This is a genomic window from Odoribacter lunatus (genome assembly GCF_943193135.1).
Lineage (GTDB): Bacteria > Bacteroidota > Bacteroidia > Bacteroidales > Marinifilaceae > Culturomica > Culturomica lunata.
In genome coordinates, this window is record NZ_CALPCZ010000011.1 from 21,287 (window position 1) to 47,579 (window position 26,293).

Annotated in this window: 29 protein-coding genes, 1 tRNA gene and 2 pseudogenes; 15 read left to right on the forward strand and 17 right to left on the reverse strand. The window is 42.0% G+C overall.

The genetic code is table 11. The features are described 5' to 3' along the window. The first annotated feature begins 36 nt into the window (after positions 1–36). Positions 37–249 carry a helix-turn-helix domain-containing protein gene (locus NFR61_RS05960; protein WP_251621670.1) on the forward strand — a complete coding sequence of 71 codons (213 nt, stop codon included), beginning with the start codon at positions 37–39 and terminating at the stop codon, positions 247–249. A gap of 445 nt (positions 250–694) precedes the next feature. Here the strand turns inward: NFR61_RS05960 and mobB are convergent, their stop codons facing one another. From mobB to NFR61_RS05975, 3 genes are all read right to left on the reverse strand, one after another. Beyond that, positions 695–1,966: a conjugal transfer protein MobB gene (mobB, locus tag NFR61_RS05965; protein WP_251621671.1), complete on the reverse strand. Its 1,272-nt coding sequence runs from the start codon at positions 1,964–1,966 to the stop codon at positions 695–697. Continuing rightward, complete coding sequence (locus NFR61_RS05970; protein WP_251621673.1) at positions 1,941–2,405, reverse strand: plasmid mobilization protein; 465 nt, start codon at positions 2,403–2,405, stop codon at positions 1,941–1,943. Before NFR61_RS05970 ends, mobB begins: the two co-directional genes overlap by 26 nt. Positions 2,406–2,660: 255 nt before the next feature. Continuing rightward, a complete protein-coding gene (locus NFR61_RS05975; RefSeq protein WP_251621675.1) occupies positions 2,661–3,092 on the reverse strand; it encodes a DUF3408 domain-containing protein in 432 nt (143 codons plus the stop codon). A gap of 129 nt (positions 3,093–3,221) precedes the next feature. On the opposite strand from NFR61_RS05975, the gene NFR61_RS05980 reads away from it, so the two are divergent. From NFR61_RS05980 to NFR61_RS05990, 3 genes are all read left to right on the forward strand, one after another. Then, on the forward strand, positions 3,222–3,407 hold the full coding sequence (locus tag NFR61_RS05980; protein WP_251621677.1) for a hypothetical protein: 186 nt from the start codon (positions 3,222–3,224) through the stop codon (positions 3,405–3,407). A gap of 80 nt (positions 3,408–3,487) precedes the next feature. After that, positions 3,488–3,799 carry a helix-turn-helix domain-containing protein gene (locus NFR61_RS05985; protein ID WP_251621679.1) on the forward strand — a complete coding sequence of 104 codons (312 nt, stop codon included), beginning with the start codon at positions 3,488–3,490 and terminating at the stop codon, positions 3,797–3,799. Between the two features lie 80 nt (positions 3,800–3,879). Further along, a complete protein-coding gene (locus tag NFR61_RS05990; protein WP_251621681.1) occupies positions 3,880–4,185 on the forward strand; it encodes a helix-turn-helix domain-containing protein in 306 nt (101 codons plus the stop codon). On the opposite strand, the gene NFR61_RS05995 is transcribed toward NFR61_RS05990, so the two are convergent. From NFR61_RS05995 to NFR61_RS06010, 4 genes are all read right to left on the reverse strand, one after another. Next, a complete protein-coding gene (locus tag NFR61_RS05995) occupies positions 4,182–4,433 on the reverse strand; it encodes a hypothetical protein (RefSeq protein WP_251621683.1) in 252 nt (83 codons plus the stop codon). The genes NFR61_RS05990 and NFR61_RS05995 overlap by 4 nt on opposite strands. 73 nt (positions 4,434–4,506) lie before the next feature. Further along, a complete protein-coding gene (locus NFR61_RS06000) occupies positions 4,507–4,908 on the reverse strand; it encodes a virulence RhuM family protein (RefSeq protein WP_251621786.1) in 402 nt (133 codons plus the stop codon). Further along, positions 4,908–6,146, reverse strand: coding sequence for a site-specific integrase (locus tag NFR61_RS06005; RefSeq protein WP_251621685.1), 1,239 nt, complete (start codon positions 6,144–6,146; stop codon positions 4,908–4,910). Before NFR61_RS06005 ends, NFR61_RS06000 begins: the two co-directional genes overlap by 1 nt. 241 nt (positions 6,147–6,387) lie before the next feature. Continuing rightward, positions 6,388–6,461, reverse strand: a tRNA-Asp gene (locus NFR61_RS06010). 397 nt (positions 6,462–6,858) lie between these two features. On the opposite strand from NFR61_RS06010, the gene NFR61_RS06015 reads away from it, so the two are divergent. After that, entirely contained in the window at positions 6,859–7,449 is a 591-nt protein-coding gene (locus tag NFR61_RS06015) for a hypothetical protein (RefSeq protein WP_251621687.1), read from the forward strand. A 168-nt stretch (positions 7,450–7,617) separates the two neighbouring features. Here the strand turns inward: NFR61_RS06015 and NFR61_RS06020 are convergent. Next, positions 7,618–7,812 (reverse strand): annotated as a pseudogene (locus NFR61_RS06020) (Fic family protein); the annotation flags it as partial. A 140-nt stretch (positions 7,813–7,952) separates the two neighbouring features. On the opposite strand from NFR61_RS06020, the gene NFR61_RS06025 reads away from it, so the two are divergent. The 5 genes from NFR61_RS06025 (at position 7,953) to NFR61_RS06045 (ending at position 13,475) form a co-directional block, all read left to right on the forward strand. Then, positions 7,953–9,158 (forward strand): tyrosine-type recombinase/integrase, encoded by a 1,206-nt coding sequence (locus NFR61_RS06025; RefSeq protein WP_251621693.1) that lies wholly within the window; start codon positions 7,953–7,955, stop codon positions 9,156–9,158. A gap of 245 nt (positions 9,159–9,403) precedes the next feature. After that, positions 9,404–9,877, forward strand: a complete 474-nt coding sequence (locus NFR61_RS06030; protein WP_251621694.1) for a hypothetical protein — start codon at positions 9,404–9,406, stop codon at positions 9,875–9,877. A gap of 19 nt (positions 9,878–9,896) precedes the next feature. Further along, a complete protein-coding gene (locus NFR61_RS06035; RefSeq protein ID WP_251621696.1) occupies positions 9,897–10,895 on the forward strand; it encodes a CsgG/HfaB family protein in 999 nt (332 codons plus the stop codon). Between the two features lie 391 nt (positions 10,896–11,286). After that, positions 11,287–12,642, forward strand: coding sequence for a radical SAM/SPASM domain-containing protein (locus NFR61_RS06040; RefSeq protein WP_251621698.1), 1,356 nt, complete (start codon positions 11,287–11,289; stop codon positions 12,640–12,642). Next, the gene (locus tag NFR61_RS06045) at positions 12,639–13,475 is read left to right on the forward strand and encodes a nucleotide-binding protein (protein ID WP_251621700.1); all 837 of its coding nucleotides are present in this window, start codon (positions 12,639–12,641) and stop codon (positions 13,473–13,475) included. Before NFR61_RS06040 ends, NFR61_RS06045 begins: the two co-directional genes overlap by 4 nt. Before the next feature lie 331 nt (positions 13,476–13,806). Here the strand turns inward: NFR61_RS06045 and NFR61_RS06050 are convergent, their stop codons facing one another. From NFR61_RS06050 to NFR61_RS06060, 3 genes are read right to left on the reverse strand one after another with little or no spacing between them, the layout of a single operon-like run. Beyond that, positions 13,807–13,947 carry a hypothetical protein gene (locus NFR61_RS06050; protein WP_251621702.1) on the reverse strand — a complete coding sequence of 47 codons (141 nt, stop codon included), beginning with the start codon at positions 13,945–13,947 and terminating at the stop codon, positions 13,807–13,809. A gap of 9 nt (positions 13,948–13,956) precedes the next feature. After that, the gene (locus tag NFR61_RS06055; RefSeq protein ID WP_251621708.1) at positions 13,957–14,340 is read right to left on the reverse strand and encodes a virulence RhuM family protein; all 384 of its coding nucleotides are present in this window, start codon (positions 14,338–14,340) and stop codon (positions 13,957–13,959) included. A 12-nt stretch (positions 14,341–14,352) separates the two neighbouring features. After that, positions 14,353–15,573: a site-specific integrase gene (locus NFR61_RS06060; protein ID WP_251621710.1), complete on the reverse strand. Its 1,221-nt coding sequence runs from the start codon at positions 15,571–15,573 to the stop codon at positions 14,353–14,355. A gap of 374 nt (positions 15,574–15,947) precedes the next feature. Here NFR61_RS06060 and gcvH point away from each other — a divergent pair, with 374 nt between their 5' ends. Next, on the forward strand, positions 15,948–16,322 hold the full coding sequence (gcvH, locus tag NFR61_RS06065; RefSeq protein ID WP_251621712.1) for a glycine cleavage system protein GcvH: 375 nt from the start codon (positions 15,948–15,950) through the stop codon (positions 16,320–16,322). Between the two features lie 73 nt (positions 16,323–16,395). Next, complete coding sequence (gene glmM / locus NFR61_RS06070; protein ID WP_251621720.1) at positions 16,396–17,778, forward strand: phosphoglucosamine mutase; 1,383 nt, start codon at positions 16,396–16,398, stop codon at positions 17,776–17,778. Between the two features lie 76 nt (positions 17,779–17,854). Here glmM and NFR61_RS06075 read toward each other — a convergent pair whose 3' ends face one another. Both NFR61_RS06075 and NFR61_RS06080 read right to left on the reverse strand, forming a co-directional pair. Continuing rightward, positions 17,855–19,033, reverse strand: coding sequence for a class I SAM-dependent rRNA methyltransferase (locus NFR61_RS06075; RefSeq protein ID WP_251621722.1), 1,179 nt, complete (start codon positions 19,031–19,033; stop codon positions 17,855–17,857). Positions 19,034–19,038: 5 nt separating this feature from the next. After that, positions 19,039–19,284 (reverse strand): DNA-binding protein, encoded by a 246-nt coding sequence (locus NFR61_RS06080; protein ID WP_251621723.1) that lies wholly within the window; start codon positions 19,282–19,284, stop codon positions 19,039–19,041. Between the two features lie 174 nt (positions 19,285–19,458). Between NFR61_RS06080 and NFR61_RS06085 the strand changes: the two genes are divergently transcribed. After that, positions 19,459–20,718 carry a DEAD/DEAH box helicase gene (locus NFR61_RS06085; RefSeq protein ID WP_251621724.1) on the forward strand — a complete coding sequence of 420 codons (1,260 nt, stop codon included), beginning with the start codon at positions 19,459–19,461 and terminating at the stop codon, positions 20,716–20,718. Positions 20,719–20,729: 11 nt separating this feature from the next. On the opposite strand, the gene NFR61_RS06090 is transcribed toward NFR61_RS06085, so the two are convergent. Then, complete coding sequence (locus NFR61_RS06090; protein WP_251621725.1) at positions 20,730–21,260, reverse strand: DUF7935 family protein; 531 nt, start codon at positions 21,258–21,260, stop codon at positions 20,730–20,732. An 80-nt stretch (positions 21,261–21,340) separates the two neighbouring features. Here NFR61_RS06090 and NFR61_RS06095 point away from each other — a divergent pair, with 80 nt between their 5' ends. Beyond that, complete coding sequence (locus NFR61_RS06095) at positions 21,341–22,252, forward strand: hypothetical protein (RefSeq protein ID WP_251621727.1); 912 nt, start codon at positions 21,341–21,343, stop codon at positions 22,250–22,252. A 762-nt stretch (positions 22,253–23,014) separates the two neighbouring features. Next, positions 23,015–23,119 (forward strand): annotated as a pseudogene (locus NFR61_RS06100) (IS3 family transposase); the annotation flags it as partial. Positions 23,120–23,201: 82 nt separating this feature from the next. Here NFR61_RS06100 and NFR61_RS06105 read toward each other — a convergent pair. From NFR61_RS06105 to NFR61_RS06115, 3 genes are all read right to left on the reverse strand, one after another. After that, entirely contained in the window at positions 23,202–24,062 is an 861-nt protein-coding gene (locus NFR61_RS06105) for a sigma-70 family RNA polymerase sigma factor (RefSeq protein ID WP_251621730.1), read from the reverse strand. A gap of 96 nt (positions 24,063–24,158) precedes the next feature. Then, positions 24,159–25,628, reverse strand: a complete 1,470-nt coding sequence (locus tag NFR61_RS06110; RefSeq protein ID WP_251621732.1) for a Do family serine endopeptidase — start codon at positions 25,626–25,628, stop codon at positions 24,159–24,161. Between the two features lie 155 nt (positions 25,629–25,783). After that, entirely contained in the window at positions 25,784–26,197 is a 414-nt protein-coding gene (locus tag NFR61_RS06115; protein WP_251621734.1) for an META domain-containing protein, read from the reverse strand. Positions 26,198–26,293 lie beyond the last annotated feature (96 nt).

Sequence of the window (26,293 nt, forward strand, 5' to 3'; positions counted from 1 at the left end):
CTTTTCCTTTGTTACTATCATATATGACAGTAAATCATGGATGAAAGGATATTGTTTTTAAAAATTGGGAAAAAGATTAAAGAAATCAGAGAATCCCAAAATATGACTCAAGAGGAACTCGCCGCTGATACCAATATAGAAAACATCGGCAGACTTGAAACCGGAAATACGAATCCAACCATACGAACCCTTTATAAAATCAGCAAAGCACTAAAAGTAAGATTAAAGGATTTGGTTGACGTGGACTGATATTTCATTGTTTAAAATATTAAAACATACAAAAGGCGTAAAATATTTCCTCTATTCCGTAACGTTGAGGGCATCGCCAAACGCCTTACTACCTACTAAATAGAATCCATAGTTCACGCCTATACAGGAGTGAAACTATTTTGTCTATCTCTCGGTAGTAAAATTTTGGCGATTTTTCAACGTGAGACTACAGACAAAAAGCTTTCACTTTTTATATTTTCCCCGTTCCTACTTTAGGAACGTTTTATATTATTATACGTAATAATTTCTGTTTCTTTGTTTGTGTCATTAGTTATTTGTGAGCAAATATATAAAATTTATTGATTAAAAAATAAGAGGAATCCCCTTGATTATACCCTTAAAAGAGTAGCTTCCTCAACAGAATACTCACATAATTACGGTAATAAACCCCATTTAAAATAAGTATTTACAAACTTGTTCGTACTTACAACCTCCATCCTCTTTTCTTCTTCCTCTTGCGCCTTTGTTCTTCTATCCACAGCGGTTCCGCATAGTCGGGAACGGAATTAGACGGAGGATTCAACAAACCACCTGAAATACCCATTTTATGCTCCTGCCGACTTTCAATACTTTCCGTGTTCCGGCTGCCACCATACACTTGTCTATAATTCCAATCCCTGTTTTCATAAGGTAGGCTCTGTTTCTCGGTGCTTTGATTTCCTGCAAATCTTTCCTGAAACATGTTGGCGGAAAATTCCTTTCCCAGCCTCGAACCGTTCAGCACCGTCCGTTTTTTGTGGTCAATGAACGTCACCCCGTAAATCCTTCCGTTCTCATTCTGTCGGAAAAATACTCCTATACCTTTTTCTTTCAACCGTCGTGTAAAATCCTCCCTGTCCGTAATTTGTGGCATCACCTGTTTCAATACAAGGTACAGCTTCTCCCGAATCCGTTCTTCTTTAATCGCCTGCGCCGATTCTTTGAATTTCTCCTCCAACGCCTCACATCCTACCGACTTCCCGAACAGGGAAGACTTGAAGGGCGTTCCTATCCGCTTCCCGTGGTCATCCGTAGCTACATAGAGCAAGCCGTGGTAAGGCTTGTCATAGATGCTTCCCTTTACTTCTTCCACCGTCACATTGAACAACTCCAACAAGGTGCGGAACTCCCCGAACGACTGAAACCGATAATTCTCAAACAGGTATTTCACAATGTTGCCGACCTGATGTTTCACGTCTCCCCGCGGATAGTCCAGTTTCTTCAATTCGGGCGTGTCCGTCCGTTCTTCCTTGCCTGCCACATGCAGTCCGTATTCCCGTTCCAGTTTTCTGCATATCTCCATGGAACGCCTGTTTTCAAAGTCGCTCTTTATCTTTCTTCCGCTTTCGTCTACCCGGACACTTACGATATGGAGGTGCTGGCGGTCTATATCGGCATGCTTGAAGACAATGTACGGCTGGTTGCCGTATCCCATTCCCTGCATGTATCTCTCCGCCATTTCAGACAGTTCCCTGTCCGTTACCCGGTCTTTCGGGGCGGGATTGAGGGAAATATGGATGACGGGTTTCTCCGTACGTCTGTTGGCAATGAGACAGGGGGCAAAGGAACGCATGCACAGACCCATATCGAACCGATTGTCGGGAGAAGCAAGCATGTTGTTCTGCAGGAGGACTTCCGCTTTTCCGTCATCCGTTTTCAATCCGTTGTATCTTAAAACCCCGTATATGGATTTACCGCCTGTAATCTTCGCAATCATACTTGAGAAGTTGCTGGATTTGTTGTTTCACTTCATGATTGGCTTTCACCAACTCGATGATTGCCTTTTCAAGGGGATACAGCAGCCGTCGGGCCTTTTTTTCATCCAGATGCTTGAAGAGGAATTTGATGACCTGGTCATAATTGTTGCCTATCGCCTTGACCTGTGCAGGAAAGGAACTAAGTTTGACGATAAAGTCATGGAGAGTTTTATCATATTGGATTATCTTCATAGGGGTATTCAGTACCTTGTCTGCGAGAAATTCCGAATGGGATTTCTTTTCGGAGCGTTCAAACAATGTGAGGAAATGAATGTTTTCTTCCTCAGTGAACCGGACTGCTACCCGGTGGATTTTCTTGTTTGCTTTGCGTGGGCGTCCGGCTTTTCTTTTCTCCGTGGAAGTCTTTTTTAACACGGTTGTCTGTTTTAAATCGGTCATGGTTTTGGCTCAATTTTTATTGTTATAAATAGGGGATACGACTTGGGAGTACCCCTTTCCCGAACATGAAATGTGAGGGCGAGTTTCGAGGCACTCGAAAGATTTTGAGGCACTCAAAATACAACTCGCTATTAGCTGACGCTAATAACAATCCGTCGAAAGAGGGATTGTTTTTTCCAAAGCATGGCTTAACGGATATAGAGGGTATGGTTGGATAACTGTTTATACCCTGTATATCCGTCAAACCGTATACAGTTATAGTTTACGCCATTGTTCGAGGTCGTCCCGATAGATTTCCAGATGATGTGTTGCAAGATTCTCCAGCAGTCCCGATACGCTCATCCGCCTTGTTCCGAGGGTGCGGACAATCCTGTCCAGTTTGTCACGGACGCTTCCGCTGATGAACACGGGCTTGCGGTCCTCGATTCGGGGGACTTGCAGGAAGACGGTGCGGTATTCCTCCAGGGAAAGCCGTCGTTGCCTGCTGCTGATACGTTTGGTAGGTGATTCGATGATAGGCGAAACATCCCGTTCTGTTTTCTCGGAGGATATGGGCACTTCTGCCGGACGTTCTGCCTCTTCGGAATCTTCCATTTTTCGGTAATTCTCTGTCGGGAAATAGCTTTCCGGATGAAAGTCCCGATATTCGTCTTCGCTTCCTGCCGATGTTTTTCTTTTCTCTGTCATAATGAATCGTGTTTTAATGGTTTATAGGATTTATTAAATGGTCTCGGTATATACTTTCGACCCGTTATCGGGAGCAAAAGAAAGGAAGCCTCCGTCATCAGCCAAACGATTGGAGCCAATGCGTCAATTTTGTCGGCTATTGCTACAAGGGACAAGGATGCTACCGTGCATACCTCACCGATTTGCCTGACAGTAGTCTTTACAGACAGGGAGTACATCCGGTACAGTGATTACAGGAAAAATACTTATAATGGTAAATACAATTATCCGGTCAATTACTACATTATCGGCGCTAAATGCTGCCACTTGCCTTAATCTGTGCGATGCTATGGGTAAAACTGTTTTATTTCGCAAATGATATGAAACCAGTATTCACACTAAAACCACTAAAACGTATGAAAGTAATCACGATTGAAAAGAAAACATTTGATGAAATGAGTGAGAAATTTGAGCGGTTTGTAAACCGGGTGGAGGAAATTTGCCAGCGATGCGGAGACAAGGGCATGGGAGAATGGCTGGACAATCAGGACGTCTGCCGGATGCTCAATATCAGTCCCCGGACGTTGCAGACGCTTCGGGATAACGGCACGCTGGCGTACAGCCGGATTAACTACAAAATCTATTACAAGCCCCAGGACGTGAGACGCATTCTCCCGGTTGTGGAGGAAAGACGGAAAGAAGCAGGATTCAAGAACAGGACGATTTGAAATAAAGCACCACTGAATCCGGAAATGAAGTAAAATGAACAACAAATTAAAACTGAAATTAAACCTAAAAACAAATGCCTATGAACAACGAACTGATAACGGAAAAGAACGAAAGGGTCAGCCGCTTTATGGAAAGCCTCGAGAGGATACTGAAAGGAATGGAACGTCTTGCCGCCGGTTGCCGTCCTGTCTTGAACGGGGAACGCTATCTGACGGACAAGGAACTTTCCGCCCGGTTGAAAGTGAGCCGACGGACATTGCAGGACTACCGGAACGAGGGAAGAATCCCGTATATCCTTTTGGGCGGAAAGATTCTTTACCGAGAGAGCGACATTGAAAGGATGCTGGAGGAAGGGTATCGGGAAGCGTTCCAATGGAAAGATTAGGAAGATTGTCTGATTTTCTTGAGGGAGCGCAGTTCTCCGGCTGTCCACACCAAAAAAGAAAACAGCTTGCCGGATAACACCGTATCGGTGTCCCGTGCAGGCTGTTTTTCTGTTTTCTTTCCGTCGCTTGTTCCCGTTGCCGGATGCTTCTTGGGGCGTGCCGTTGACAGATGCAAGGTTTTCGGATGGAATACGCTCCGTAGGAGGAAGATTGTATCCGAAACGGTCTTGCCGCCCCGACCTTGCACTTCTCAAAAGCTGCACGCCTATCTTTGCAACCGGATTACGGGAACAAGCGACGGAAAGAATGGACGTGTCTGTTTAATTGTATATACCTCCTTTATCCCGACCTTTTCGGTTAAAGACTTCCCCGTGTACGATAAAGTACACCGAAGGTACTATACACTCTTTATTTCCAGAATATAACCGTTTCATCACATATTGCCGGAAGATATGACATCCCTTGCCCTGTATCCTGAACGAGACGGCTATCACCATTTCAAGGCTGTAAACATCGTAACTGATGCCATTGGGCAACCTGACATACTTCGCCGTATCGAACTCGTCCAGTTCCTTGTTCTTGTAAATGGACTTGACAGCCTTGCATACATCGCACTCGAACACGCCGAGCAGGTCGGCTATTTCCGGCAGGGTCATCCATACGGGGACGTCCGGCATCGTGACAGCCCCCGTTTCGCTGATTGTAATGATTCCTCGGTTCATCATACACATTCCTTTAAAAAGCTTTTTTCCACCTTTCCCATATCCCGCATAATGGACTGGTCCAGCACCTTGGCATAATGCTGTGTCATTTTGATGTTGGCATGCCCGAGAATCTTCGCCACGTTTTCCATGCTCACTTCATTGGCTAAGAACACGCTCGTCGCTGCCGTATAACGGGCTACGTGCGTCGTCAACCGCTTCTGGATTCCGCACAAGTCGGCAATCTCCTTCAGGTAGGCGTTCATCCTCTGGTTGCTCAATACCGGGAACAGCACGTTTTTCGTCACGCATTCGGGACAATCCGCATACTTGTCAATCAGCCTTTGGGCAGGGGTGAGGACAGGAATATTGCACATCTGCTTCGTCTTCTGTCTCGCCTTCCGAATCCACAAGGCTCCGTTGTTGTCCCTGATCAGATGCTCCCGGCTAAGCTGATAGACATCCGAGAACGCCATGCCGGAAAAACAGCAGAAGGCGAAGACATCCCGCACCTGTTCCAGTCGTTTAATGGCGAACTCCTTGTTCATCAGCACCTCCAATTCCTCCTTGGTGAGGAACTCGATGTTCACTTCATCCATTTTGAAATGGATGCCGTAAAACGGGTCTTTCGTCATCCATTCGTTTGCCAAGGCAATCCGGATGACTTTCTTTAAATTCTTCAGATGCTTCAGGGCGGAATTGTTCTGGCATCCCATGGCGGTTTTCAACCAGTATTCAAAATCCCGGATGAACTGTCCGTTCACTTCATTCAGGAACAAGTCCTCCCGATGATATTGTGAACGGATAAACGCCCTTAAATGCCGAATGGAAGTCTCGAACTTCTCCACGGTGGCCGGAGAGTATTCCTTTCCCATTAATCCCCTGCACTTCTCGTTATGCTCCGCATACACTTCCAGCAGGGAACGCTGCACCTTGTCCCGTCCGTAGAACCTGTCGCGGACGACGGTAGCGGATATTTCCTTGCCGTCCATTTCCAATTCCCGGTGAATCTGCAGTATCTTGGCACGCACTGCGCCGATATAATAATTGAGTTCCCTGGCAATCCGGTCTTTCCCTTTGGAACACTCCTTGGCTTGATTCCATAACTCGATCGGAATGCTCCGCTTAATCATAATTTCCGCTTTCTGCTTGTTTACTGTGAGGCGCATGCAGACGGGCGCCTCTCTGTTTTTCAGCAGTTTCTGCTTCTTGATGTAGAACAAAACGCTGAATGTCGAACGTCTTTTTTCTTCTCCCATGTTTTCACTTTTTTTAATGGTACAAACTTAGCTCTGGATGCTCCGAAACTCGACACGCAAAACGTTGTGAAACAGAGAAAAAGGATGTAAATCGTTGGACTTTTTTTCGCCGGAGAAAGTCCAACGAATAAGCCCGTGAGAATTGCCCGGTTTGGGGACTTTTTGCTTGGGTGGACGGAAAAAGAAAAAGTCCCAAAGCATTAAACTTCAGGACTTTTCTTAAATTTTCGTCTTTGACAAGCGGTGCGGACGGGACTCGAACCCGCGACCCCAGGCGTGACAGGCCTGTATTCTAACCAGCTGAACTACCGCACCAGATTTTAAAGAACAACTATCATTCAATAGCGGTGCAAATGTAGAACGATTTTTTTTAACTTGCAAACATCTACTTCAAAAAAATAGTAATATTTTTTTCAAATAAAAAATTAGAAAACGTTTGTAAAAAGTAGAAACGCTACAAGAACTTATTAAAATTTTTGCTTAACTCTGGAAAATTCTTGTAACCACCTTAGTTATTGAAAGTTTGAAAGAAAAACTAAGATAGAGGTAACGAATTGGCAACCGTGTCTGTTTCTGTACCTTGCTGTGAGTTGCTGTATCTGTCACTCGTCTTAATACAAAAATAGTAATAAAATCCGAGATACGTAAAATCAGGTCAAGAAATTTTCCGAAATATCTTACATTCTCTAATCCCTGTCTTATTTACTTTCTATTGTATACAATTAAACAGATAAGTCCGTTCTTTCCGTCGCTTGTTTCCGCTATCCGGTGCAAAGATAGGCGTGTAGCTTTTGAGAAATGCAAGGTCGGGCGGCAAGACCGTTTCGGATACAATCTTCCTCCTACGGAGCGTATTCTATCCGAAAACCTTGCATCTGTCAATGGCACGTCCCAGAAGGCATCCGGCAATGGGAACAAGCGACGGAAAGAAAACAGAAAAACAGCCTGCATGGAGCACCGATACGGTGTTATCCGGCAAGCTGTTTTCTTTTTAGGTGTTGATAATGCATCAGAGGGGGCAGCCGGAGAACTGCGCTCTCTCAAGAAAATCAGACGGCATCCCTTTAATGTCGTTCTTCCTGTAAAGAATTTTCTCATTCGACAGGATATTATCCGTGTGTTTACCGTCATAAGTGTCTATTCTGTAATCACTATACCAAGTATACTCCCTGTCTGTAATGACTATATTCAGGCAAATTGGGAAAGTATGCAGACGAATTGGTGTGTCTGGACTGTTGGAGAACTTCATAATGCGTCTTCTGGGAATGTATCAGGACGACCTCGAACAATGCATAAATTGTAGTCATTAAGACGATAGCAGGTATGGAATTATTTCGAGCAACTCAAAATGGAGAGGTTTTAAATTTTGGGGTAGCAAGTTTGTGTTTCGGGTGCACCGAAACCGCCCGCTACCCACTTCTAGAGTCATGGGAAGTGGCATCCCGTTGGTCTATTGGGTTGAAGCCATTTCTTATTTCTGTGCAGCTTCATTCAATCGATATTTCTGTCTTGGGTGGTTGGGGTGAGGATATAAACGCTCTATCACGTCCGCTTCCAATGCTGGGGCGATATAGCTCTTGCAGAAATATTTTAAATCTTTGATACCGCATAATTCTGCTATCTCTTTTATGGTCATATAAGAATTGCCCATTTTCTGTATTGGCGATTCTACTTGAGGGGTGCTTAGGGGGTACTTGGGGGGATTATTACCCCCTAAGTTATTGTCAAGTTATATTTTCCCCACTGGCGGTGACAAAGACTGTTTATAAGAACAAATCCAAACAAAATTATAATGAATAAAGTTATATGACATCTATCAAATTAAAATTCAGGACGCATACGAACGACAACAAGAAGGGTGTGCTGTATTTTCAGATTATTCACAATCGAATCGTCAAGCAGGTTAAGACCGACTATTGTATTTATGTCAGTGAATGGCAGAATGGAGGTATTGCAAGTAGCTCGCCCGAATCGGAGAGTCGCAACCATGCACTTAAAGTTATTCGAGACAAGATTGCGTGGGAACAGAGTAAGTTGGAACAGGTTGTGAAGTCTTTTGAATCGGTCGGTAAGCCATATACGGCCGAAGATATTATTCGTCGCTACAAAAAATCTGCATCTGATATAACTACCGTCTTTGAGTATATGCGCTACCAGTCGGAGCGGTTGAAAAAACTTGGCAAACTGCGCACGAGTGAAACCTATCGGCAAACGCTGAACAGTTTTATGCGGTTTCGTAGCGGAGTCGATTTATATTTCGATATGCTCGATGCCGATATGGTCGAACATTACGAGAGTTATATGCGAGCAAATAGTCTTAGCCGTAACACAACTTCTTTTTATATGCGGATTTTGCGGTGTATCTACAATCGGGCGGTAGAGGACGGTTTGACTGTGCAGACGGGCCCGTTCAAAAGAGTTTATACGGGCGTGGATAAAACAGCCAAACGAGCGATAACGCTTAAAGAGATAAAGCGTATCAAAGAGTTGATTTTAACCGATGCTCCCGATTTGGATTATGCGAGAGATATATTTCTGTTCTCCTTTTATATGCGTGGTATGTCGTTTATCGATATTGCCTATCTGCGAAAGAAGGATTTGTCGCATGGATATGTTACCTACATCCGCAAAAAGACGGGACAACAACTTGCTATTCGTTGGGAAAGGGCGATGCAGGAAATTGTTGACAAGTACCCGGAGAATCCGACTCAGTATCTGTTGCCGATTATAATCCGTCAAGACGGTACGGAACGACAGCAGTATCTCAATAAGATTTTGTTTGTCAATCGAAAGTTGAAGCAAATCGCACAACTTGCAAGAATCGCAATGCCATTGAGCATGTATGTCAGTCGCCACAGTTGGGCAAGCATTGCCAAGGCGAGAAACGTACCGTTAAGTGTTATCAGCGAGGGTATGGGACACGACAATGAAGAAACTACACGCATATATCTCGCTACCATACAGACCAATCAAATAGATGAAGCCAACAACAGGATTTTAAGAGAGTTGTAAGGGAATGTTTGTATGGGATGTATGCTAACTCTTTGATAGAGATAGTCTGACGGTGCGAAAATACATTTTTTTTCATATTCTGACAACTTTCAATGAATTTTTACTGCCAAGTCTTTTATCATTTTTGATTGTTTTGTTTGGATTTTACAAATAAAAACGCTCTTGTTTTCAATGACATAGCATCTTGGATTATCTCTATCAAAGAGATGGTCTGAAAGTAAAGAAAAAACGTAAAACACAAAAAGATGAAAAAGGTATCATTGTTTATCTTGTTGGTTGTGGGTGTGTCAATATTTGCACAAGCACAAGTTAGAGAAAAGGTCGCTGTTTATGTATCGGGCGAAGTCAGTAACAATTACAAGAAAATCATCAGTTCCAAGGCTGTTTCACGAATTTCGCGCAGTGAAAATTATGCGGCAGTGGAACGTACGGATGCTTTCCTTGATGTGCTTACCAAGGAACAGAACTATCAATTGTCTGGCGAAGTCCGTGATGACCAGATTGCAGAATTGGGACGTCGTTTGGGTGTTCGTTATGTAGCCGTTTTCGAGGTAACGGAATCCGATGATACCGGTTTCATTTCTGCACGCATGATTGATGTGGAAGGAGGTCTTATTATTAAATCAGCAGACGCAAGCAAAAAAATAAAATCTACGGATGATTGGATAGCTCTTGCCAATAATGTGGCATTCCGGCTTGTTTCTGCAAAATCAAAATAAACCTAAAACAAAATAAATCATGAAAAGATTTTCTTTAATTGTAGCCATGCTATGTTTGTTTGGCGTTGCTATGGCACAACAGGCCGTTAAACAGAAAGTGGCGGTATATGTAACAGGTGATGCTGAAAATGGATATAAAAAAGTTATCGGTTCGAAATTGGTAACGGGAATAACCCGTAGCGAGAACTATGCAGCCGTAGAACGTACCGCTGACTTCTTGGGTGAATTGACCAAAGAGCAAGATTACCAGATGTCGGGAGCAGTCAGCGACAATCAAATTGCACGATTGGGACAGCAGTTCGGAGTTCGTTATGTATTGGTTGCCGATGTTTCCGAGCTTTTCGAGTCAATGTTTATCTCTGCCCGTATGATTGACGTTCAAACGGCACAGATTGTAAACTCGGCAGAAACGAGTGGGAGCGTAAGTGGCATAGAAAGCCTTACCAAATTAGCAGAAAATATTATTTTAGAAATAATAACACCTACATTAATAATAGGAGGAACATCTACGTCCATAGAAGAGGCAGTTAAACAATTACCTAATATGTATAACTTTAGAGAACTTGTTGAATATGGCTACTACCGTATCTCGGTTCCGGAAGGGTATCATATAGCGACAAAAGATGAAATAGTAGATATTATTAAAAAATATCAAATAATTGGGAAAAAACTTTCATTTCCAATATATACAAATATTTCAAAATCATCTAACTTTAAAAACCAGAGATTTGTCGTTAACTATTATAATAGGTATGATAAATTTATAAAATCAGAAACAAAGTATAAAGTGTATCGGGAATATAAACTGACTTGTGTGTGTATTAAAAACGAGCAAGAAAGTATCATATTAAACTTGTCATGTATTGATGATAGTGAGCATGCGTATCATTATAGTAATAACAATAAACCTTTCCGTGCAGGATATTATAAACTAGTTACTGAAGGACTTACAGATCTACAGACTCCTATACCACAAATGAGTTCTGGATATATTTATGTTGTTAAAGATAAAAAATAACCAAACAAGATAGAATATGGCAAGACCTACGAAGCCGTTAGAGTAGGACTAAAATGGTTAATATATGTTCATACCCAAAGTTAATGATTATCGACAGATTCAAGGGAAGGTTGTCGATTATATGGAAGTACATATGGCGGTTTGTGGTGGCGGTTGCAGTTGTCCGTGCAAACAATCCACATCAATTAGCACACAAAAAATGTATGCAGGTAATTGTACATGTGGTTGCAATTGCAATGCGCCAATAATGAGAGAGACTTTTAATACACGGGCAACTATTCGATTGTGAAACGTTGTGTTGGATAAATCCGAAGCATATATTCGGATTTATCCTATGATTAATTAAGCGAATAGAATCCTGATTGATTTTATTGCTAACTGTAAACTTGATATGCAATACTCAAAATATGTCCATACCTTCCCTGTTGAGGACAATGTTGTGGCATTATATCATGCGCTATTGATTCGTACTGTATTCGTTACTAATCAAGAATCCCAACAAATAAATCTGTTTTTCGAGAAAGGCACAACGAATGACCATGTAACAGTTGAAATGATTAATTATCTATATACAAATTATTTTGTTGTTAATAACGATGAAGAGGATAGCGCGTTGTATTCAAAGTGTATGGATATGATTGCTGAACCGGCAATATCCAATGCCTACATAGTTGTAACCGAAAATTGTAATTTCAATTGCAAGTATTGCTTTATATCGAATGCCGTTCAAAATGTATATCCCGTAAAAGTGATGACAAAAGAGGTCGCTACGAACGCTGTGATGCTATTGCAACGAACTTACGAGAAACAACAGCATTCATACGATAAGACCATAACATTCTATGGGGGAGAGCCATTATTAAATTTCGATATCATAAAGTTTTTCATGGATGAGGTCAATAGAATAAAACAAGAACACTATTGGCCGGATGATGTTAAATATGCATTGATTACCAATGGTTCTTTATTGACAAAGGATATATTGCAATCCATTAAAGAGTATGGTATTGCATTGAGTATTTCTTATGATGTAGACAAGGAATCACATTCTCAGAGAATAGATAAGACAGGAAACGACAGCTATGATGTGGTCAAACAAAAAATCGCCTTGTGCAATGAGATGAATGTGCCGTTTAGTCTTTCTATTACGATTACGGATACTTTACTTAGACACAGGAATACAGTCCTGCCGGAAATTCTGAAGTTGTCTCCATTGACAATAGCGTTTAATCTTTTGATACCCAACAAGGAAACATTACAAAACGATAATTATTACGAGGAGGCAACGGACTTTATGTTGGAAACATTCGGTCAGTTACGAACGATTGGAATGTATGAAGACAGAATAATGCGAAAAGTACATTCCTTTAAAGAGAATAAAATGCACTTGTATGATTGTTGTGCCAGTGGTGGCAATCAATATGTTATAGCTCCGGACGGAACAATCGGTATTTGTCATGGATATTTGAATAACCGAAAATATTTTTCAGCCAAGGTTTCGGATTCAGAATTTGATTTTAGAGAACATCCTGATTATAAATATTGGAAGAAAAGAACCCCGCTTTTAATGCCTCAATGCCAGGATTGCGAATGTCTGAGTATTTGTGGAGGTGGTTGTCCGTATGCGGCAGATTATATGTATGGTTCAATATATGAGTTGGATACCCGTTTTTGTATTCATGCCAAAAAGGTATTGACTTGGTTAATTAAAGATTTGTATCACCATATAACTCGAAAAGAACAATGAAACCGATATCATGTTTTGTCGCAATGCCTTTCTCAAAGGATTTTGATGTAGTTTATAAAAAACACATTAAACCATTGATTGAAGAAGAATTTGAGGATATAGAGTGTATAAGGATGGACGAACAACCAAAGTTAGGCTATATTCTAAATAATATACAAAATGAAATAGATCGCTGTACATTTGTCATTGCTGATATATCGGTTGAAAATCCGAATGTTTTCTTTGAAATAGGATATGCCTATGGCCAGAACAAAATTATTATTTTTATCAAACATGGAGATTTAGACGATGTGCCCGTCGACATCAATAATCTTATCGTAATTGGTTATGACAGAGAAAAAGGATATGAGGGGCTTCAGGCTTCACTAAAAAAAACAATAGATGCTAATATAAGAAAGACAAAACAGCCTCAGCCTATAATTATGGGAGATTGCGATGATATATGTGGATATTGGGTTGGAGTGTATCAAATAAAGAGACAGAAATATAAAGCACAACTTTCTATTAACAAAGAAAGTACAGGAAATTCGGTTACCTATAATTGTGAGAGTGTCATATCCATTGATAATAAATATTTAATATTCCAAACATTGAAGTATAATGGAGTATTAAATCAAAAGTCCCTCTCTCCAGAAGAATGGAAGAATGGACAATGGATAGAGTTTGTTGGTACTTCTTGGACAAATCTTCCTAACAGCATATTATCAAATTATCTATTAAATGCTTATGCTATAAATAGAAAGGTGGAGGGAAATCGGTTGCATGTAAAGATTTGGGATAATGTAAACTATAAAAAGAAGGATGTATTTTTTAATAGAATAAATGCCCAATAGAGCCTATATACAGCGAATTGAGTTTCTTCTTTCTTGTAATTCGTTAACTAATAGTTAATAAATTACAATAATCGACACTGTTCCAAATATTGTATAAATGGAAACAGGATAAAAGGAGGTCATAAAAGAGAAACGTAGTCGGGAACTGACTTCAATCGAAAAACATATCATAGGCTCTGCCAATGGAAAATTGTCTGTTGTTTTTCGTGCTTGGGAAAGGAAAACATTATGGCATTGTCCACAGCGAGGTCGTAATGGATGATCTTTTTAACTCTTGAAAAAACATATTCTCGTAGGAAGAGCGTTTCGCTGATAAATTAAATTGTGACCATCAGGAGCGACCTCCTCCGGCTTTTCTGAGGAGCAAGTAGTCGGCGAATGTAATACGCCGACATAAACTTGCTACCTCCAAAATTTGAGGGGATACATTTCGAGCAACTCTCTTTTTCCCGTTGAAAATTCTTTTCTTCATACAATGATTTTACGATATGAAACCTGCTGAACTTTTCCCCATATTCAACAAAAGGATGATGCCTGTTTTCTCTTTTCGCCCGTGCATCATCCTCTTCAGTAGAAAGTTGTGCACTTGTTTTGTCCCATATGAATCGATGCGGAAAGCGAGCGCCACAAGCATAGACAGGGAAAAGACATCGCAGGACAAACCGTTGTCCAGCCGGATATATCGTTCCGCTTCGTATGCTTTCAATGCTCCGCTTTTGTAGACGGCTTCGATGCCTGCACGGATTGTCGGGACAATCACCCCGAACAGTTCCGCCAGTTCCGTTTCGTTCATCCATATTTCTGTCGTATGGTTCGATACGGTTACTTTTCCATTCTCGTCCATTGTTATTATGCTTCGTTTCATGGTATTGTCTGATTATATGGTTATATTTCCGAATGACGCATTCAGCTTGTTCCCGAACATCGTCAGGTCGTTGTCGAGTTTCTGTGTGGTTATTTTCGCATAAATTTGGGTGGTGACGATGTTCGTATGTCCCAGGACGCGGCTCACGCTCTCAATGGGTATGCCTTTACTGAGAGCCAGCGTTCCGAAAGTATGCCGGGCGCAGTGATACGAGATTTGTTTCTCTATGCCGCATGCCTTGACAACTCTTTTCAACTGCTTGCACATCACCCAATAATTGATTTCCCCGAACACGGACTTGTCATCGGAACGGTTTTTGTAACGCTCGATTATCTGTAAGGGGATGTCCAGCAACTTCACCTGAAACGGGACGTTCGTCTTATGGCGTTTGGAGATTATCCATTTCTCTCCGTTCACCTCTACGATATTGTCATTCGTCAGTTCCTTCACGTCTACGAAAGACAAAGCGGTAAAGCAGGCGAAGACGAACAGATCGCGCACCAGTGCAAGGGTTGGGGTGTCAAACTTATGCAACATGATTCTTTTGATTTCGTCTTCCGTCAAATACTCGCGCTCCTTCACGTTTGGGCTGATGTGGAAATGTGCAAATGGGTTGCAGGGTATCTGCCCGTTATAATGGGCTCGCATCACGACACCTTTCAACCACATGCATCTGAGCCAGACGGTTGCATTCTTCAGTCCCCTTTCGGTCATCAGGTAGGCGGCAAACTCCTTGATAAAGTCGGGAGTAAGTTCCAGCATAGACATATCAGCACGTTTATAGAACGTCTTGATAAAGGCCGCCACGTCGTTTCGCGCCAGAACCATTATCTTGTATGTGCCGATACTGCGGTCTTTGCCCGTTCGTTTCAAAAAGCTGGCGCAATCCTTGTCGAAAGCTCCGAGAAGCGTTTCATATTCGCTGCCTATTCCCTGATAGGCGTTACGCACCATTTCAGCCGTAACGTATGCTTCACGGTCAGAAATGCGTTGATAGTGCTTGATGATTTGCGCCTTGATATTGTCAAGAGCGTTGTTGATGTCTCGGGCTTCCATACTCTTGCCTTTGGCACGATTGCCCTTCACGTCCCAAAGAATTTTCGGGATGTCCCGTTTGCGGCTGAACTGCGCCACGGTCCCGTTGATTGTCACTCGTCCCATGATGGGGACAATGCCGTTTTTCTCCTTGCTGCCGTTCACATAGAACAGCACTTTGAATGTACTTCTTGCCATACTCGTCTTTTTTGATTGTAAAACTAACTATCAACGAGTTAGACCTTGTAAGCCAAACACAGCCATAAGGAGACAATGTCAGCGCCAAATGTTAAAAGTTCCTTTTTAGCAGGTAACGATTTGGAAACTTAAAAGCTTCATAAATCCGCGTACTTTTGCATTACCTTGTTTTTCCTATTGTCTTCGTTTGTCTTCATAAACACCTTATTAACAAGCAATTTGAAGACTTTTACCCCTTTTTGTTCGATATTTCCGGAGATTTTGCTTAACTTTGACCTATCTTTGAGAGAAGGATTAAGTTTTTATCCGTATAAAATTAATAATAATTGAAGAGAGGCGACGCGCCTCCGTTTACAAACTAAAATGATAAAATCATGAATGTACCTGCAGAATTAAAGTACACCAGTGAGCACGAATGGATTCGTGTTGAAGGTGATGAGGCCTTTGTTGGCATTACCGACTATGCTCAAAGTCAATTGGGAGATATTGTATTCGTAGAATGTGAAACAGTCGGTGATACGTTGGAGGCCGGTAATACATTCGGTACAATAGAAGCCGTAAAAACTGTTTCTGAACTGTATTTGCCTGTATCCGGAGAAGTGTTGGAGTTCAACGAGGCTTTGGAAGACGAACCGGAATTGGTAAACAAAGATCCTTATGGCAAGGGATGGATTGTAAAAATCTCTGTAGCTGACAAATCACAAATGGATAATTTGCTGGATGCAGAAGCATACAAAGCTATTATCTGATAACATGACCTTTTGAAACTGTATTGCGAGGAATCTATCCGCAATACAGTTTTTTTATAAAAACAAGAATCAAATGACATTAATAAAATCTATTTCCGGTATACGCGGGACTGTAGGTGGTCGCCCCGGTGACAACCTGACACCGCTTGATATTGTAAAATTTGTTTCGGCTTATGCTACATGGCTGAAAACAGGAGCCGGGAAAAAGAAAGCCCGAATTGTATTGGGCCGGGATGCCCGGATTTCGGGAGACATGTATGCTAAATTGGTTTCCGCCACTTTGTCCGGACTGGGGCATGATGTAATCAATATCGGTCTGGCAACCACTCCAACCACGGAAATCGCTGTTACTGCGGAAAAAGCAGACGGGGGTATCATTCTTACCGCCAGCCATAATCCGAAACAATGGAATGCTCTTAAACTGCTGAATAACCAAGGGGAATTCCTGTCGGCTGCTGACGGAGCACAGGTATTGGAATTGGCTGCCAAAGAAGATTTTGAATACGCAGAGGTGGATGAATTGGGTGAAATTACAGAGAAAGACTATACCCAGTATCATATCGACCAGGTATTGAACTTAAAATTGGTGAATCGGGAAGCTATCAGCAAAGCAAATCTGAAAGTAGTCGTGGATGCGGTAAACTCTATCGGAGGCGTTGTTATACCACGCTTATTAAGAGCTTTGGGCGTGAAAGAGGTCATCGAACTGAATTGCGAGCCGACAGGGAAATTCGCCCATAATCCGGAACCTATTCCGGAAAACCTGACGCAGATTGCAGAAAAGATGAAAGAGTGTCATGCCGACCTGGGTATTGTAGTAGACCCGGATGTAGACCGGCTGGCATTAATCAGCGAAACGGGAGAAATGTTCGGTGAAGAATATACTTTGGTTGCAGTGGCTGATTATGTTTTGAAGCACACACCGGGCAATACGGTATCCAATCTGTCTTCATCACGTGCTTTGAAAGACGTTACGCTCGCAGCAGGACAGGAATATAACGCTGCTGCTGTCGGAGAGGTTAATGTAGTGGCTAAAATGAAAGCTACGCATGCCGTGATAGGAGGAGAAGGAAACGGAGGCGTGATTTATCCGGAAAGCCACTATGGACGGGATGCTTTGGTCGGAGTCGGCTTGTTCCTTTCTCATTATGTTGCCAAGGGCAAGAAAATGACGGAATTGAAGAAGGATTATCCCCCCTATTTCATTTCAAAAAACAAAATTACCCTTTCACCGGAAATGAACGTAGACAAAATATTGGCAGGGTTAAAAGAAAAATATGCCAATGAAAAAGTAACGGACATCGACGGAGTAAAGATAGATTTTGAAAAAGGCTGGGTACATCTGCGCAAATCAAATACGGAACCGATTATCCGTATTTACTCCGAAGCAAAAGACGAGGCTGCCGCCAACGCTCTGGCAGAGGAAGTAATCCGAGTTGCCCAGGCTATCCGTTAAGGTAACATACACATCAATTAAAAAGCTATCGGAATATCTTCCGATAGCTTTTTACTTTTCTAAAGGGGAATCGTTCTTATTCCACGTAAAGCACCAATCCTTTGAGATACTCTCCTTCGGGATGATAGATATTAATCGGATGATCCGCCGGCTGCGTCAGCTGGTGAAGAATCCGTACTTTCCTGCCCGTGTTGGCTGCCGCTGTAAATACTGTCTGGCGAAACAAGTCTTTCGTCATGACCTGTGAACACGAAAATGTAAAAATAATACCTCCGGGCTTAATTACCTCTATCCCCTTGCGGTTAAGTTTTTTATACCCTTGTATGGCATTATTGAGCACATTCTGATGCTTGGCAAAAGCGGGCGGGTCCAAGATTATCAAGTCATATTTACCCTCGGAATGCTCAAGAAAATGAAAGGCTTCTTCGGCAAAAGCTTCGTGGCGCGTATCTCCCGGGAAGTTCAACTCCACATTTTCTTTTGTAAGCTCAATTGCCCGTGCCGATACATCCACCGAATGCACGGAGGCTGCCCCTCCCCTCATCGCGTAGAAAGAAAAACCACCGGTATAACAAAACATATTCAGCACGTTCTTTCCCTGCGCATATTTCTCCAACAGACTGCGGTTTTCGCGTTGGTCAATAAAGAACCCCGTCTTTTGTCCTTCCAGCCAATCCACATTGAATTTCAAACCGTTTTCAAGTGCGACAAAGTTCTCGGCTTTTCCGTATAAATACCCGTTATGAGGCTCTATCGCTGCTTTGTAAGGGAGTGTACCCTCCGATTTGTCATAAATGGCGGTCAGCTGCTTTCCCATCACGTCCAACAATGCCTTTGCGATGTTTTCCCGTTCCAGATACATGCCGACGGAATGAAACTGGACTACCGCTACTCCGGCGTAGTAGTCAATAACTAAGCCCGGCAAGTCATCCCCTTCCCCATGCACCAAACGGTATACATTATTCGTTGCGGAGGTTGTCAGTCCCAGGCTGCAACGCATTTTATAGGCTTGTTCTATCCGGTTTTTCCAAAAGCCGTAATTGATTTCAATATCTTCAAAACTTAATATACGGACCGCTATAGAACCGATTTGATAGTGTCCGGTGGCAAGATACCGGTTTTCAGAATTATAGACTTTCACAAGCTCTCCTTCTTGAATTTTCCCGTCCATTTTTGCAATGGCTCCGGAAAATATCCACGGATGATACCTGAAAACCGATTTATCTTTACCAGCTTTTAGAGTTATGCGATTCATGTATTTTATTCCGCAAGCAATTCTTTTGCTTTATCTAAGATAGTTGTATCGTCAATCTGTACTATTCCGCCTTCGGGCCCTTTTTCAAAATGGATGCCGACGGCTTTTCCCTGATTATAGTCATCTCCTCCGAAATAATTCCGGACTGTCTCAACATCAATGCCTAATTCGTCTGCAATTCTCTGCATGCTGCCTGAGGGTAATTCGTCTTTAATTTTCCTCAATTCGTTGAATGTCATCTTTGTTGTCATAGCTCAAAAGTTTTATGGTTAATCGCTGGACTAAATGTAGGGCTTTATTTTGAAATAAACAAATAAATCGTTTGCATAATTTTTTTTAATTTTTACGACCGTTTTCTTTTTCCTATCTTTGTCCCGTCCGGAAGCTGATGACGGGATTATCCGGTTTTGAATATACAGTGAATCATGGTTTTTAAAGATTTAAACATAAGCAAACAGATTCTGTCTGCATTGGAGGATGCGGGTTTCGAGAATCCGACACCGGTACAGGAGAAGGTTTTTCCGGTCATCCGTTCGGGAAAAGACATGGTGGGCATTGCCCAGACCGGTACGGGAAAGACGTTGGCGTATCTGATTCCCATTCTCATGAAGTTGCATTATGCACAGGGTAATTATCCCCGGGCGCTGGTTATCGTCCCGACCCGGGAGTTGGTGGTACAGGTCTGTGAAAGCGTAGAGCTCCTGACCGAGTATATGGATATCCGGTGCGTGGGCATTTTCGGAGGGACGAATATCCGTACGCAACAGGAGAGAGTGTATGAGGGGGTCGATTTGCTGGTCGCAACTCCGGGACGTTTTATGGATATTTACATGAATGGTATTATCCGCACCCGGGAGATTAAAACGGTGGTCATTGACGAGGCGGACAGGCTGATGGACTTAGGATTTATTCCGCAATTGCGGAGTATCCTGGAGGTGATACCGGAAAAGCATCAGACGTTGTTGTTTTCCGCTACTTTTTCGGCAACGGTATCCCGTTTGTCGGAGGAGTTTATGCTCGCCCCCGAACGTGTGGAGGTGGCACCCCAGGCTACGCCGGTGGATTCGGTAGTACAAGTCCGGTACGAAGTGCCCAATATCATGACCAAAATCAATCTGTTGAAATTGTTGCTGGCCGATAAAGAGGTTTTCCGGAAAGTCATGGTTTTTACGGAAACGAAGAAGAATGCCGACCGCATTGTTGATAAGCTGGCGGATTTCTGGAAAGACGAGTTAAGCGTCATTCATTCCAATAAGGCCCAGAATACGCGTCTGAATGCTCTGAAAGCGTTTAAAGAAGGAAAAGCGCGCATCATGGTGGCTTCCGATGTGGCGGCACGGGGTATTGATGTGCAGGATGTATCGCATGTGATTAATTTCGATATTCCTTCCCTGCCGGAAGAGTATGTGCATCGTATCGGACGTACTGCCCGCGCTGGCAAGGAGGGGACTGCCATTAGCTTTGTTTCCGAAAAAGAGGAGGAATATTTCAGCGCTATTGAACAATTGATTCAGCAGGAGATTGAAGTCATCGATTTGCCGAAGGGGCTGGAGATTTCCGATATTTTACTGGATGAAGAAAAAATACAGACCAACAATATTGTATACCAGCGGGGAGGTCCCAAAGGCGGAGGCGCTTTCCACGCCAAATCTCCCAAGAATAATAAGAAGAAAAGCAGGCGATAACCTGCTTTTTTTCATGCTATATCGCTTTTTACCGCTTGCAGTATCTGGTCTACCTTTATATCGGAAGCGATGTATTTTTCCAGGATTTTTTTAGCCAGATTACTTGCCGGCTCCGTTGGTACACAGTCGTTCGCGGACGTATTGATAAGGGTTGTTATGTTATTCTTGAAATTGGAAACAATCGTCCAGGCACTTTCGCTCAAATAGAGTTGCTGGGAAAGGTTGTATTCAAATTCTTTCCGGATTTCGCTTAACAACAGCTGATGATATTCCTGATTGGTATAACCGGTTGTCATGGTCCGGGGTATCAGGGAGTCGGGTTTCATCCTTTCGATAAAGAGAACGATTCTCTCGTAAGCCAATAGTTTCAGATTAAGGAGTGTCTGCGTAGCGGAAACTGCCGGTTGCCCCGACTTTGAAGTGCCGGAGTGCACATATTGTTTCACAACAATCTCCAATAAAGAAAGTATTTTCCGGAAAAGCGGATATAACAAAAGGACGAATACAATTAATGCGATAAGTAGAAAATCCGTGATAGTCATAGCTCTATTTTATTTACAAATATAATAATTAAAACCGAAAAAGCAGGTAAATCGGAACAATTATTAATACCTTTGCCTCCATGATTAAAAGATTATCCTTCAAATTATTTCCGTTACTATTCCTTATCGTTTCGATTACTGTCCACGCGCAAAGTACAACCGGTGTAAACATCAGTCAGGGGGGATACGGCATGGTTAAGACGAACATAAGTACATCCTATGACCACAGATGGAGGAGTATTGAAGATGGATTTGCGGCAAGAATTTCGTATGAACTATTCAGACAAAAATACGTTACGATTACCGCCAATGCCCGATACGCCTCATCTGAAACCCGCTTCAACTCTTCAGAGCTTTCAGAACCTTATAATCCTGACGCTATCAATTTCAACGGTACGCATATTATGGGACAAGTCGGCTTTACCTCTACATTCAGGTCCAGGTTATTTGGAAAACCTTTTATGGGTATGGCCATGTTCAACAGCGAATGGGGCGAAAATGGATTTGCTCGCGTTTCAGGCATTGCCATGGGGTTAATCATGCTACGGGCAAATCGAAATACCCAATTCGGCATCGGGCCGCTTGTCATGGTTAATTCTTGTTCTAAAATACCAGCCTTTCTTGTGTTCATGTACCGCCACCGTTTTAATGACAAATGGTTAATAAATTTATACGGAGGCATGTTTGGAGTAGAGTATACCCCCTCTCCCAATAACTTATTCTGTATAGGAGCCGATATTGATGTCAAGGCGTTTTATTTCAAACCCAAGCACAATGATTTGCCTTCTCATTGCAGATTTACCTCAACCTCTTTCCGTCCCATGATTAAGTATCGTCGAAAGTTGGCTCAAAATCTATTCTTTGACCTACAGGGAGGGGGTGCACTAAAAATGTCGTGCCGGGTAAATGGTGTCACGGGGTCAAAAGAATATTTTGACTGTCATCAAAAACCTACTGCATTTATACAAACAGGGGTTTCTTATTCTTTATAGCTTTTTTCCCCGGGGAATTCTTCCCTATTTCTTCGTCCTTGCTCCGAGGTTGCTCCGTCCCTACGCTATACCTACGCTATACTTGCGCAATACCTACGCTATGGTTCGATAGCGTAGGTATTGCATGGCTATTGCGGAACCATTGCGTAGGGGTAGTTCAAGTATAAACCACCACCAGCCCTACCTTCTGCATAATATCTTTATTGGAACTTGATAATCAACAAATCTTTCGTAGATTTGCAAAGTTGCCTCATTATTGATGGGGATATATTGATTTATTGATGAAAGTGTAGCTTTTATCCTACGTGGAAAGTCTGGTAAACTTTAAGAAATACGAGGATAGCAATCACGCTCATCACTTGTTTGTATATACTTATCCAAGTCATATACATTACAGGTGTGGGGATATTGTCTATTTGTATTTCGGGCATTACCAGACGCCTCTCACGAGATAGATGATATTGGAAAAAACGGTAAAACGGCCCCCTTAAAAACGGAGGAAAGTGCCCCTTGGAAAACGGTCGAAGTTGATCAGCTGAAAACGCTTCAAATTGCCCCCTCGTGGGAGCATAAAAAAATCTATGAAACAAACTAGCAATTTTTATAAAAAACAGATAAAATAAAAGTTTAACTCGGGCTTTAATCTTCTATTTTAGACCCCATTCCCGATGAACAACTTTACACTTTTTTGAAGGAGGAACTTTAGGTGGTCACTTCCCTCCGTTTTTAAGGGGTCAAGTTTTCCGTTTTTTCCAGTTTATAAAGGCTTTAGATGAATATATTGATTATTACAATAATAAAAGAATTAAAGCCCGGTTAAAAGGAAAGAGTCCGGTACAATACCGAACTCTTTCTATTACTGGTTAATGTTTAATCTGTCCAACTTTTGGGGGCACTTCACATAGCGAGACAATCCCTACTGTTTGACCTAAAAATAATGAGAATTTATTTATCCCAAATAAGTTTTTAACAATTTACTTCTTGACGAATGCCGCAAACGACGAATCGCTTTTTCTTTTATCTGACGTACACGCTCTCTTGTCAAACCGAACTTTTCTCCGATTTCTTCCAAGGTCATTTCCTGTGTATTGATTCCAAAAAACAATTTAATAATGTCACGCTCTCTTTCTGTCAAAGTAGACAATGCTCTTTCAACTTCCGTAGACAGCGATTCACTAATTAATGTTTTATCTGCAATAGGCGAATCATCATTCACCAATACATCCAGCAAGCTATTGTCTTCCCCTTCAACAAAAGGTGCATCCACCGAAATATGTCTTCCAGATACTCTCAATGTATCCGCTACTTTTTCTGCCGGCAAATCCAACGTATCCGCTAATTCTTCCGGAGAAGGACGCCGTTCGTTCTCTTGCTCAAAACGTGAAAAAGCCTTGTTGATTTTATTCAACGAACCTACCTGATTCAATGGCAAGCGCACGATACGCGACTGTTCCGCCAATGCTTGCAATATGGATTGACGAATCCACCAAACGGCATAAGAAATAAACTTGAATCCACGCGTTTCATCAAACTTTTCCGCTGCTTTAATCAAACCAAGATTTCCTTCGTTTATCAAATCCGGAAGACTCAAGCCTTGATTCTGATACTGTTTGGCAACAGAAACAACAAAGCGCAAATTAGCTCTCGTTAATTTCTCCAACGCACGCTGATCTCCTTTCCGGATTCGCTGCGCCAACTCTACTTCCTCTTCGACTGTAATTAAATCTTCCTTGCCGATTTCCTGCAAGTACTTATCAAGAGAAGCACTCTCCCTATTTGTAATTGATTTGGTTATCTTAAGCTGTCTCATATCTTATTCCCATACACCAAAAATCTTCTGCAAAAGTAAGATTTTTAATTCATATTTCCACACCTACTTCTTTACAGAATTTAATATTAACATTTTTTAATCCAACATTGAAAAGGCAAAATATTCCACTCTTCCCCTCGGGCTAACGGCTGTAACAAAGACACCTTCATCTCCCAGTGAATTAATAATTCGTTTTAAATCGGCCTCATCATTAATCACCTGGTCATTTATTTTTATGATAATATACCCTTTCTGCAATCCTGCCGATTTAAACTTGCCGCTATTTACCTCCTTAATCTTCACTCCTTTATTCAAGCGGTAACGGACACGGTCTTCTTTGGTCAATGGAGCAACTTTCACTCCCAGTATTCCAGATTCGTCTTTCGGTTCCACGGCTACTTCCCCATAAGAATTCTGCAACGTTACATCCATCTGTTTTTCATTACCGTTTCTTTTTACTTTCAAACGAATCACAGACCCCGGATGATATTTACCCAATTGTTCATAAAATTCCGGTGTGGTTTTTACTTCCACGCCGTTCACCCCCTGTATAATATCTCCTTCTTTCATTCCGGCCTTTTGAGCAGCCCCTCCGGCTATAACATCACCGACATAAATACCCGAATTTTCCTGTATACCCAATTCTTCTGCCAAAGCAGGAGTCAATTCTCCCATTCGGATTCCCAAAACGCCCCTTTGCACTTTTCCGTAATCTTTCAAATCATTAACCACTTTCCGAACGATATTGACAGGTATGGCAAAAGCATACCCGGAATAAGCACCCGTTGGAGATTGAATCAAAGTATTGATACCTATTAATTCTCCTTTGGCATTAACCAAAGCTCCACCACTGTTTCCCGGATTAATGGCCGCATCCGTCTGTAAAAAAGATTCCAGACTCATCTGACCACGATTCATTCCCAAATCACGCGCTTTCGCACTAATGATTCCCGCTGTTACAGTTGAAGTCAAATTATATGGATTTCCAACAGCCAAGACCCATTCCCCCAATGCCACTTCATCCGAATTGCCATACTCGATATACGGTAATTCTTCACTTTCTATTTTTAATAAAGCAAGGTCCGTATTTAAATCCTGGCCTATCAATTTCGCTTCATACTCTTTCTTATCGTTCGCCACAATCATTACTTTGTCCGCGTCTTTGATTACATGGTTGTTCGTTATGATATAACCATCTTCGGAAATAATCACCCCCGAACCGTAGCCCGTTGTCATAGGAACCTGCCTTCCCTGCATTGTTCCACCGAAAAAATAATTTAAAAAAGGATTAGCGACATGTTCCCGCCCCATTTGTATGGTCTTCACATGCACCACTCCCGGTACAGCCCTTTGGGCTGCATACCTCAAATCAATACGCCCTTCGTTGTTCCCATTTTCAGGCATATTCTGCGTATAAGCCACCTGCTTTATTCCCGGACCGACTAATTCATGCCGAACCATCGGTCGCAACTGTTCCGTTCCGGTAAATTTTCCCATAACCAGAAATGCACCGAAACCACCTATGATTCCAAATAATAAACTGATAATAGATCTCCTCATATTCATCTCTTGCATTATTTAATTAGTTTGTTCAGTTAATCTGACAGACTAAATTAGCAATTTCTTTGCCAAGAATATATTAAGAATATCTTAATTAGCAAAGCTTAACGTTACGCACAACTTATTAAATATTCAAGACATGACAGGCGGAGCAGATAGCCTTATTCTTCGCCAGTTTTCTCTTTAAAGACAGCAAGAACTTTTCCTTTCCGCAAGAAAGTGAGTTCTTTCCCTTTTATCTGAAAAGTAGTTGTATTTTCAAGCATCTTGAAAAAAAGACGTTCCATCTCGATATCCGGACAGGTCATACGCGTCACTCCCATTTGGTAAAATTTCAATTTACGCCCGTCCTGCTCATAACCTCCGAAAAAATTATTGCATCCCGCCATACCAGCCACCTTGTTTTCCGTTACATCAAATTGCATGGTCACCTTATTGTCAGGTATTTTCATTTCTACCTTTTGTCCCTCAATAGAATCCAAAACCCACGTTTTATCTCCTAAATTCACATTATCTTTTTGAGAGTGACACATCGCCATCAACCCAGCCATACAAATCCACAATATTATTTTCATAACCAATATGTTTATTTTTTATCAATACATGCCATTTCTTACAAAATACATGCCAAGATGACTGTTTTCCCTTCACTTTGTAGAAAACAATTTTCA

Coding starts and splice junctions, on each gene's coding strand:
- NFR61_RS05960 (WP_251621670.1), top strand. CDS start 37: ATGGATGAAAGGATATTGTTTTTAAAAATTGGGAAAAAGATTAAAGAA.
- mobB (WP_251621671.1), bottom strand. CDS start 1,966: ATGATTGCGAAGATTACAGGCGGTAAATCCATATACGGGGTTTTAAGA.
- NFR61_RS05970 (WP_251621673.1), bottom strand. CDS start 2,405: ATGACCGATTTAAAACAGACAACCGTGTTAAAAAAGACTTCCACGGAG.
- NFR61_RS05975 (WP_251621675.1), bottom strand. CDS start 3,092: ATGACAGAGAAAAGAAAAACATCGGCAGGAAGCGAAGACGAATATCGG.
- NFR61_RS05985 (WP_251621679.1), top strand. CDS start 3,488: ATGAAAGTAATCACGATTGAAAAGAAAACATTTGATGAAATGAGTGAG.
- NFR61_RS05990 (WP_251621681.1), top strand. CDS start 3,880: ATGAACAACGAACTGATAACGGAAAAGAACGAAAGGGTCAGCCGCTTT.
- NFR61_RS06000 (WP_251621786.1), bottom strand. CDS start 4,908: ATGAACCGAGGAATCATTACAATCAGCGAAACGGGGGCTGTCACGATG.
- NFR61_RS06005 (WP_251621685.1), bottom strand. CDS start 6,146: ATGGGAGAAGAAAAAAGACGTTCGACATTCAGCGTTTTGTTCTACATC.
- NFR61_RS06025 (WP_251621693.1), top strand. CDS start 7,953: ATGACATCTATCAAATTAAAATTCAGGACGCATACGAACGACAACAAG.
- NFR61_RS06030 (WP_251621694.1), top strand. CDS start 9,404: ATGAAAAAGGTATCATTGTTTATCTTGTTGGTTGTGGGTGTGTCAATA.
- NFR61_RS06035 (WP_251621696.1), top strand. CDS start 9,897: ATGAAAAGATTTTCTTTAATTGTAGCCATGCTATGTTTGTTTGGCGTT.
- NFR61_RS06040 (WP_251621698.1), top strand. CDS start 11,287: ATGCAATACTCAAAATATGTCCATACCTTCCCTGTTGAGGACAATGTT.
- NFR61_RS06045 (WP_251621700.1), top strand. CDS start 12,639: ATGAAACCGATATCATGTTTTGTCGCAATGCCTTTCTCAAAGGATTTT.
- NFR61_RS06050 (WP_251621702.1), bottom strand. CDS start 13,947: ATGAAGAAAAGAATTTTCAACGGGAAAAAGAGAGTTGCTCGAAATGTA.
- NFR61_RS06055 (WP_251621708.1), bottom strand. CDS start 14,340: ATGAAACGAAGCATAATAACAATGGACGAGAATGGAAAAGTAACCGTA.
- NFR61_RS06060 (WP_251621710.1), bottom strand. CDS start 15,573: ATGGCAAGAAGTACATTCAAAGTGCTGTTCTATGTGAACGGCAGCAAG.
- gcvH (WP_251621712.1), top strand. CDS start 15,948: ATGAATGTACCTGCAGAATTAAAGTACACCAGTGAGCACGAATGGATT.
- glmM (WP_251621720.1), top strand. CDS start 16,396: ATGACATTAATAAAATCTATTTCCGGTATACGCGGGACTGTAGGTGGT.
- NFR61_RS06075 (WP_251621722.1), bottom strand. CDS start 19,033: ATGAATCGCATAACTCTAAAAGCTGGTAAAGATAAATCGGTTTTCAGG.
- NFR61_RS06080 (WP_251621723.1), bottom strand. CDS start 19,284: ATGACAACAAAGATGACATTCAACGAATTGAGGAAAATTAAAGACGAA.
- NFR61_RS06085 (WP_251621724.1), top strand. CDS start 19,459: ATGGTTTTTAAAGATTTAAACATAAGCAAACAGATTCTGTCTGCATTG.
- NFR61_RS06090 (WP_251621725.1), bottom strand. CDS start 21,260: ATGACTATCACGGATTTTCTACTTATCGCATTAATTGTATTCGTCCTT.
- NFR61_RS06095 (WP_251621727.1), top strand. CDS start 21,341: ATGATTAAAAGATTATCCTTCAAATTATTTCCGTTACTATTCCTTATC.
- NFR61_RS06105 (WP_251621730.1), bottom strand. CDS start 24,062: ATGAGACAGCTTAAGATAACCAAATCAATTACAAATAGGGAGAGTGCT.
- NFR61_RS06110 (WP_251621732.1), bottom strand. CDS start 25,628: ATGAATATGAGGAGATCTATTATCAGTTTATTATTTGGAATCATAGGT.
- NFR61_RS06115 (WP_251621734.1), bottom strand. CDS start 26,197: ATGAAAATAATATTGTGGATTTGTATGGCTGGGTTGATGGCGATGTGT.